This is a genomic window from Amycolatopsis rhizosphaerae, from assembly GCF_007713715.1.
Lineage (GTDB): Bacteria > Actinomycetota > Actinomycetes > Mycobacteriales > Pseudonocardiaceae > Amycolatopsis_E > Amycolatopsis_E rhizosphaerae.
On the sequence record NZ_VJWX01000510.1, the window covers coordinates 1 to 5,162 of the forward strand.

Consider the following 5,162-nt stretch of genomic DNA (forward strand, 5'->3'; position numbering starts at 1 on the left):
GTTCTCGACCTGGTCGGAGCTGGTGGCTCCGGCCGAGCGGCTGCTGGCGCCGACCGGCTGGCGGCGCCCGAACCCGGACGAATACCCGACCGGACAGGAGTGGGCCACCCATTACCTGGCTCCGTTGGCGACGGCGCTGGGCGACCGGGTGCGGTTCGGTGCCGAGGTCGCCGGGGTGGCGCGCCGGGGCCGGGACCGAGTGGTCGATCACGGCCGGGACACCGAACCGCTGACGGTGCACGTGCGGCTGGCCGACGGCGGCGAGGAGCTGATCACCGCGCGTGCCGTGATCGACGCCTCGGGCACCTGGCGCGGCCCCAACCCGCTGGGCGGCGACGGCCTGCCCGCGCTCGGTGAACTCGCGGCCGCCGACCGGATCTCCTACCGGATCCCCGATCTCGACGACCCCGGCGTGCGTTCGCGGTTCCAGGGCAAGCACGTGGTCGTCGCGGGGAGCGGTCATTCGGCGCTGACCGCGCTGGTCGCCCTGTCGAAGGTGGCCGCGCGGATCAGCTGGGTGCTACGGCGGGCCGGCGTGGGCGACACCTTCGGCGGTGGGGAGGCCGACCAGCTGCCGGCGCGGGGCGCGCTGGGGTCGCGTGCGAAGGCCGCGGTGGAAGCGGGTGCGGTCGCGGTGGTGGCGGGATTCCGCACCGCGACGGTCACGCGTGACGCCGCCGGGCGGCTGGTGCTGTCTTCGCTCGACGGGCAGCGGCTCGAAGCAGTGGACGAGGTGATCGCGCTGACCGGGTTCCGCCCGGACCTTTCCTGGCTGTCGGAGCTGCGGCTGGAACTGGACGCCACGCTGCAGGCGCCGGTGGCGCTCGCCCCGTTGATCGACCCGAACCTGCACTCCTGCGGCACCGTTTACCCGCACGGGGTGAAGGAGCTGGCGCACCCGGAGCCGAACGTGTTCCTGGTCGGCATGAAGAGTTACGGCCGGGCTCCGACCTTCCTCGCGATGACCGGCTATGAGCAGGTCCGCTCGATCGCCGCCGCACTGGCCGGGGATCACGACGCCGCGGAACGCGTGGAACTGCGGCTGCCCGAGACCGGGGTGTGCGGCGGCGCTGGCCTGTTCGACGAGCCCGGCGTGGGCGGGTGCTGCGCCGCTTAAGCCCGCTGTGGCGAGCCGTGAAGGGGCCCTTCACAGTCAAATCGACTGTGAAGGGCCCCTTCACAGCAAACGCCCGACAGGGGCGTCAGCCGCAGCATCCGCTCTTCGGGGCGAGCGGAAGGGCGGGGCGCTGGGCGTCAGCGGGCTTCGTGGCGCGCACGATCGCCGCGTGCATGTCCGGGGCGGCCTCGTGCGTGGGCGTGATGTCGATATCGGTGAAACCGGCGGCGGCCAGGCCCTCGCGGTACTCGGTGAAGGACAGCGCACCCGCGATGCAGGCCGCATAGTTGCCGCGTTCGGCCCGGTCGGCGGCCGTGAGGTGGTCCTCGGCGACCACGTCGCTGATCCCGAGCCTGCCGCCGGGCTTGAGCACGCGGAACATTTCCGCGAACACCGCGGGCTTGTCGACGGACAGGTTGATGACGCAGTTGGAAATGACCACGTCGACCCGGTTGGCCGGGAGCGGGATCGCTTCGATGTGGCCCTTGAGGAAATCGACGTTGTCCGCACCGGCCTTCGCCGCGTTGGCCAGCGCGAGCGCGAGCATCTCCTCGGTCATGTCCAGCCCGTACACCTTCCCGGCCGGGCCGACCCGCTTCGCGGACAGCAGGACGTCGATGCCGCCCCCGGAGCCGAGGTCGAGCACCGTCTCGCCCTCGCGCAGTTCGGCGACGGCGAGCGGGTTGCCGCAGCCGAGGCTGGCCAGCACGGCTTCCGTCGGCAGCGACGACCGCTCCGCCTCGTCGTACAGCTCGCCGGTCAGGTCCTTGATCGCGGCCGGGCCCCCGTCGCTGCAACACGAAGCGTCGCGGCCCGTACCGGCGCGTACCGCGGCCTCCGCGTAGCGTTCGCGCACCTGTTCCCGCAGCTCGTGAGCCTGGTCACTCATGCTGGACTCCTTCTAAGGATCGATGTCTGTCGATTAACAGCGTGCCCGTTGTCTTGATGGACGTCAAGATAGAGATCTGTTTAGATAGAGCTATGTCGAAACAGTTGCCGATCGTCGACGCCGGGGCCGAGCGCTGCTCACCCCTGGTCCGTGAGCCGCTGTCCGAGACCCAAGCCGTGGACCTGGCGAAGGTGTTCAAGGCGGTCGGCGATCCGGTGCGGCTGCGACTGCTGTCGCTGATCGCCTCCCACGACGGCGGTGAGGCCTGCGTGTGCGACCTGACCGGCGCGTTCGACCTGACCGGGCCGACGATCTCGCATCACCTCAAGGTGCTGCGCGAATCCGGCCTGATCACCGGGGAGCGGCGCGGTACCTGGATCTACTACCGGGTGCAGCCCGAGACGCTGGCCCGGCTGTCCGCGGTCCTCACCCCCGCCGACTGTTCGGTGGTGACGGCGTGACCACTACCGGCAAGACCGCGGCGGCGCCGGCCGGAGTCGTGGGCAAGCTGTCCACCCTGGACCGGTTCCTCCCGGTGTGGATCGCCGCCGCGATGGCGCTCGGCCTGCTGGCCGGGCGCTGGATCCCGGGCCTTGGCACCGGGCTCGACGCGGTCGCCGTCGACGGGATTTCCCTGCCCATCGCGCTCGGCCTGCTGGTGATGATGTACCCGGTGCTGGCCAAGGTGCGCTACGACCGGCTCGACACCGTCACCCGCGACCGCAGGCTTCTGTGGCCCTCGCTGATCCTGAACTGGCTGATCGGTCCCGCGCTGATGTTCGCCCTGGCCTGGCTGCTGCTGCCGGACCTGCCCGAATACCGCACCGGCCTGATCATCGTGGGCCTCGCCCGCTGCATCGCCATGGTCATCATCTGGAACGACCTCGCCTGCGGCGACCGCGAAGCCGCCGCCGTGCTGGTCGCGCTCAACTCGGTCTTCCAGGTCGTCATGTTCGGCGTCCTGGGCTGGTTCTACCTGTCCGTGTTGCCGGGCTGGCTCGGCCTGGACACGACCACGCTGTCGGTGTCGGGATGGCAGATCGCCAAGAGCACCCTGATCTTCCTGGGCATCCCGCTCGCCGCGGGCTACCTCACCCGCCGCTTCGGCGAGCGCGGCAAGGGGCGGGAGTGGTACGAATCCCGGTTCCTGCCGCGGATCGGGCCCGTCGCGCTGTACGGGCTGCTGTTCACCATCGTGGTGCTGTTCGCCCTGCAGGGACACCAGATCACCAGCAATCCGCTCGACGTCGCCCGGATCGCGCTGCCGCTGCTGGTCTACTTCGCGGTGATGTGGGCGGGTTCCTACGCGTTCGGCAAGGCGATCGGCCTGAGCTACGAGCGCACCACGACCCTGGCGTTCACCGCGGCGGGCAACAACTTCGAACTCGCCATCGCCGTGGCGATCGCCACGTTCGGCGCCACCAGCGGGCAGGCGCTGGCCGGGGTGGTCGGGCCGCTGATCGAGGTCCCCGTCCTGGTCGCGCTGGTCTACGTCTCCCTCGCCCTGCGCCGGCGGTTCACCCCCGCCGCACGCGGGTAGCCGCCACGACCCCCGAGAAGGAACCACCGTGTCCACTCCCGAAGTTCTCTTCGTCTGTGTCCACAACGCCGGGCGCTCCCAGATGGCCGCCGCGCTGCTCGACCACCACGCCCAGGGGCGGGTCATGGTCCGCTCTGCCGGATCCGCCCCGGCCGACACCATCAACCCGGCCGTCGTCGAGGTCATGAACGAACTCGGCCTCGACCTCTCCAAGGAATTCCCGAAGCGCCTCACCACCGAAGCCGTTCAGGCCGCGGACGTGGTGATCACCATGGGGTGCGGTGACGCCTGCCCCGTCTTCCCGGGCAAGCGCTACCTCGACTGGCAGCTCGACGACCCGGCCGGTCAGCCGATCGAACGGGTTCGTCCCATCCGCGACGAGATCGACCGTCGCGTCCGCGCACTCCTGGAGGAACTGGTCCCGCCCGGCGCCTGAGACCTGGGTCAGGCGCCGATGAGGCGGGCGGCGGCGGCGCGGGCGTCGGCGCCGGGACCGGGGGAGCCCTCGATGGAGGTGACCACGCTGGCGCCCTCGATCAGCAGCAGCAACTGCCGCGCCAATCCCTCCGGATCCCCGGCCCCGATTTCCCGCAGGCGTTCTTCGAGCAGCGCCCGGTAACGGGTGAGATGCCGCCGCGCGATAGCGGTGATTTCGGGATCCATCCGGGTGTCGGACACCGTGTTGAGCACCGTGCAACCGCCGTAGCCGGGCTCGGCGAACCAGCCGATCAGCAGGTCGAAAACGGACAACACGCGTTGCGGACCCGGCGGCGCGTCGGCGGTTTTCCGCCGCAGCCAGGCGTGAATCCGGTCGCTGTGCTCGGCGAGCATCTCGCGCACCAGATCTTCCTTCGACGGGAAGTAGCGGTACAGGCTGAGTTTGGACGCATTCGCGCGCCGCACGATTTCCTGCACGCCCACCGCGTGCACTCCGCGTTCGTAGAACAGTGCCGCCGCGGTGTCCAGAATGCGGGACCGGGTCGCTGTGGGATCGCTCACGAAAAACTACTGTACACCTGGCAAGACCGATCGGTACTGTCGCTGCCATGAACGAAATCCCGGCGAGGCGGTTGTGGCTCGCGGTGCTGTGCGGTTACCTGGCGCTCGGCGCCACCCTGCAGGAACTTCCCGGCTATGTGGTCTCCCGGTTCTCCGCCGGGCCCGCGGCGGCCGGACTGGCCGTCGGGCTCGCCTTCGCCGCCACCGCCGCCACCAGGCCGTTCGCCGGGCGTGCGGCCGACGGTGGGCTCGCGCGGCCGGTCGTGCTGGCCGGGGCACTGCTGACCACCCTCGCCGCGCTCGCCCACCTGCTCGCCCCGGACTTCGGCGTGCTGCTGCTGGCGCGCCTGGTGATGGGCGCGGGCGAGGGCGCCCTGTTCTCCGGGGCGCTGCCGTGGGTGCTGACCGGCACGCCCGCCGACCGCCGCGGCCGGACCGCGGGCTGGTTCGGGCTGTCGATGTGGGGCGGTCTCTCCGCCGGGCCGCTGCTGGCCGTGGGCATGCGGCAGGCGGGAGGCACGGCGGCGGTGTGGTGGACCGTCGTGGCGCTCCCCCTCGTGTCCGTGCTGCTCGTCGCCTCGACCCGGGGCCAGGCGCAGCGCAGCCCGGTGCTGCCG

Annotated in this window: 7 protein-coding genes; 5 read left to right on the forward strand and 2 right to left on the reverse strand. The window is 71.0% G+C overall.

The features are described 5' to 3' along the window. Positions 1-1,117: NAD(P)/FAD-dependent oxidoreductase (locus FNH05_RS31835; protein ID WP_144592552.1), on the forward strand; the 1,117-nt coding region annotated here is incomplete at its 5' end. A gap of 85 nt (positions 1,118-1,202) precedes the next feature. On the opposite strand, the gene arsM is transcribed toward FNH05_RS31835, so the two are convergent. Beyond that, positions 1,203-2,006, reverse strand: coding sequence for an arsenite methyltransferase (arsM, locus tag FNH05_RS31840; RefSeq protein ID WP_144592553.1), 804 nt, complete (start codon positions 2,004-2,006; stop codon positions 1,203-1,205). Positions 2,007-2,098: 92 nt separating this feature from the next. Here arsM and FNH05_RS31845 point away from each other — a divergent pair, with 92 nt between their 5' ends. Genes FNH05_RS31845 through FNH05_RS31855 form a run of 3 tightly spaced genes read left to right on the forward strand, consistent with a single transcriptional unit; the run spans position 2,099 to position 3,982 of the window. Then, complete coding sequence (locus tag FNH05_RS31845) at positions 2,099-2,467, forward strand: ArsR/SmtB family transcription factor (RefSeq protein ID WP_144592554.1); 369 nt, start codon at positions 2,099-2,101, stop codon at positions 2,465-2,467. Beyond that, the gene (gene arsB, locus FNH05_RS31850) at positions 2,464-3,546 is read left to right on the forward strand and encodes an ACR3 family arsenite efflux transporter (protein ID WP_144592555.1); all 1,083 of its coding nucleotides are present in this window, start codon (positions 2,464-2,466) and stop codon (positions 3,544-3,546) included. The genes FNH05_RS31845 and arsB overlap by 4 nt, the downstream gene beginning before the upstream one ends. Before the next feature lie 28 nt (positions 3,547-3,574). Further along, positions 3,575-3,982: an arsenate reductase ArsC gene (locus tag FNH05_RS31855; protein WP_144592556.1), complete on the forward strand. Its 408-nt coding sequence runs from the start codon at positions 3,575-3,577 to the stop codon at positions 3,980-3,982. 8 nt (positions 3,983-3,990) lie between these two features. Here the strand turns inward: FNH05_RS31855 and FNH05_RS31860 are convergent, their stop codons facing one another. Next, entirely contained in the window at positions 3,991-4,545 is a 555-nt protein-coding gene (locus tag FNH05_RS31860) for a TetR/AcrR family transcriptional regulator (protein ID WP_144592557.1), read from the reverse strand. A gap of 47 nt (positions 4,546-4,592) precedes the next feature. Between FNH05_RS31860 and FNH05_RS31865 the strand changes: the two genes are divergently transcribed. Beyond that, on the forward strand, positions 4,593-5,162 hold a 570-nt coding region (locus FNH05_RS31865), incomplete at its 3' end, for an MFS transporter (RefSeq protein WP_144592558.1).

What these genes read in the sequence shown, in the direction of transcription:
- arsM (WP_144592553.1), bottom strand. Translation starts at nt 2,006, where the DNA reads ATGAGTGACCAGGCTCACGAGCTGCGGGAACAGGTGCGCGAACGCTAC.
- FNH05_RS31845 (WP_144592554.1), top strand. Translation starts at nt 2,099, where the DNA reads ATGTCGAAACAGTTGCCGATCGTCGACGCCGGGGCCGAGCGCTGCTCA.